This is a genomic window from Luteibacter sp. P4_D7_3 (assembly GCF_056401735.1).
In genome coordinates, this window is sequence record NZ_JBFUIT010000508.1 from 1 (window position 1) to 1764 (window position 1764).

Here is a 1764-nt window from a genome sequence, read left to right on the forward strand (position 1 = left end):
GGGCAATGCAGTCTCGACGGCCTACCAGGCGTTCGACGAACCTGCTTACGACAAGCCGGTTCGCGTAGACGCAGGCGCGGGCGCCTCACTCGTCACCCAGACCATCGACCGCGATGTCTACGGGAATCCCAATTCCATCAGCCAAGGTGGCTTGAGCAAGAAATACACCTACGACAGCCAGTACCGCGTCTGCCGGTTGTATGAAAAGGAAGCGGGCAGCGCAATTTCGGCCTTCGATGCGGTGGGCAACGTCGTGTGGTCAGCGTCCGGCCAGGCGTTCAATGACCCGGGCTGCGGGTACGACCAGGTTCTGGCCAGTGACAAGGTCAATCGTGCGTACGACTCCATGAACCGGGTGACCCAGGTGACCTATCCCGGCGTCGGTCCGACGCTCACCTATACCTACGACCTGCTGGGCAATCCAGCAACGGCGGTGTCTGACACGGCAAGCGCCAAGCCGACCAACAAGGGTGCGGTGGGCTGGGCATTTGGCCGCAACAAGATGGGCGTGGTCACCGCCGAGCTTCTCTCGGTCGATTCCTGGTCCTGGACGGTGGGCTACACCTACGACGAAAACGGAAACCTCGTGTCGACGCAGTATCCTGACGGCAATTCCATCCCCTACGGACCCAACGCGCTCGGGCAGCCGACGGGCGCAGGCCCCTATGCGACCGGTGCCACCTACTACCCGGATGGTCAGGTGGCGGGTTACACGCTGGGCAACGGGGTGCCGTACACCGCGCACCGCAACGAGCGAAACCTGCTTGCAGACTTTGCCTATGGCACACCAGGCAGTGCGCCCATCAGTGAAGGGTACCTTTATGACCCGGCGGGCAACATCACTTCCATATCCAACGCGGTCGGGACCGGTCAGCGCGCACGGGCGTTTACCTACGACGAACTCAACCGCCTGACCGGGGCAAGCTCGCCTGGGTTGTGGGGGAACGAAACCTACAGCTACGACTCCCTCAACAACATCCAGAGCGTGACCAACTCTGGAGGCGTCAGCACCTACAACTACAACGGCTTCAACCAGCTGGCCAACATCAGCATCAACGGGTCGCCGACGCACTCGTACACGTACGACAACCGGGGCAATGTCACGTTGCGGGACGGTCAGGCCCTGGCGTTCGATGTTGCGAACCGGGTCCTGTCGGTAGGCACCCTTGGCGATTCCATGTATGACGCTGCCGGCCGTCGCGTGAAAGCAGTCTCGCCAACCGGCACGACGTACTACGCCTACAACGCCGCCGGGCAACTGCTCTGGCAATACGACCCGGCGACGAACTCGGGGACGGATTACATCTATCTCGGCAAAAAGCTTGTTGCCAGCACCAACAGCGTGCCGGCACCTGCACTCGCGCCGTCTCTGACTGCGCCCGCCTCAGCGCAGGCCAATGTCGCCTACACAGTCTCCTGGACGGCCGTCGCCTCGACGACAAGCTACGAGCTCCAGGAGCAGCCTGATGGGAGTGCGTGGACGAGCATCGCCTCCTCCGCCGCCCTCAATCGCCAAATCACCCACGCCGCCGCTGGCACGTTCCACTATCAGGTCCGTGCCTGCAACACGGGTGGATGTGGGGCATGGAGTGCGCCCGCTACGACCGTGGTGGCCCCGCCACCGTCGGCCCCCATTGCGCCCTCGTCCGTCAGTGCGTCGCTGGCTGGCAACCTCTCGACCATTACAGTGACCTGGTCGAGTTCACCGACGGCGACGTCTTACAACGTGCAGCAAGCCATCAACGGCGGTGCATGGGCTGATAT

General features: G+C 62.8%; 1 pseudogene. It reads left to right on the forward strand.

From position 1 onward, the window contains the following. Positions 1-1764 (forward strand): annotated as a pseudogene (locus tag AC1DSN_RS22135) (hypothetical protein); the annotation flags it as partial.